Annotated in this window: 2 protein-coding genes; one reads left to right on the top strand and one right to left on the bottom strand. The window is 65.5% G+C overall.

The genetic code is table 11. The features are described 5' to 3' along the window. The coding region (locus J0A65_RS24545; protein ID WP_206596868.1) for a cupin domain-containing protein at positions 1–303 on the bottom strand (303 nt) is incomplete at its 3' end. A 130-nt stretch (positions 304–433) separates the two neighbouring features. On the opposite strand from J0A65_RS24545, the gene J0A65_RS24540 reads away from it, so the two are divergent. After that, a partial coding sequence (locus J0A65_RS24540; protein WP_206596867.1) for a hypothetical protein occupies positions 434–805 on the top strand: 372 nt, incomplete at its 3' end.

The raw sequence follows: 805 nt of genomic DNA, 5'->3' as shown, positions 1-805 counted from the left end.
ACCCTCAGCGGCCGTGAGCGTCAGGTCGTCCAACGCGTGGGGCAGCAGGAACACATCGCCAGGCGCCAGCTGCATGGCCGCCTCCGCGTCACGCCGGATCTGCACCTGCCCCGTCTGCAGCAGGCATACATGGGCGCTGCCGCACTCCAGCGCCAGGCGTTCGCCCGGCTCGAGCGTGGCGGAATACACGCGGTCACCGGTCAGGCGTATCTGCGCGAGCACCTGGGACAGCAGGTCTCCGTTGGTGAAGCCTTCCAGCTGCATTTCCGGATGAATGGTCAAGTGTTCCGGTGAATCGGTCATGTCGGGATGGCGCTGCGTTGACTACTGTAGGCGCACCAGCATAGCCCAGCACGGCGCATGACCTGAAGCGATCAGGCATCGACCAGGCAGCCACAGGCTTTGCCGATCATCCAACCGGAGGAAGCACCCAATGTTCGGAATCTCCACCCTTGGCTGGGTACATACGCTGAGCAGCCTGCCGGCCGTTCCACTGGCTGCGTACATGTTCGCCCGTTACGGCCGCATCCTGCCCCGCTCCGTGCCTGGCATGGCGTACCTGGTGTTCATGCTGCTGGGCGCCGGCTCGGTCTTTCTGATCGCCAGGCAGCCGGTGAGCAACATCATCGCGGCGCTCACCCTCGTCCTGCTGGTGGCAGGCTACGGGGTCGGCCACATCGGCCTGCCAGGACGAGTCGCCGTGTACCTGGAAACCATCCTGCTCAGCGTGACCGCCTTCCTGCTGATGCTGCCGACGCTATCCGAAGTGCTGCGCCGCGTGCCGGACGGCCACCCTCTGGTGACC

Origin of the sequence: Bowmanella yangjiangensis, from assembly GCF_017255015.1 — a bacterium.
Classification (GTDB): domain Bacteria; phylum Pseudomonadota; class Gammaproteobacteria; order Enterobacterales; family Alteromonadaceae; genus Bowmanella; species Bowmanella yangjiangensis.
This window is presented reverse-complemented; position numbering and strand designations above follow the sequence as displayed.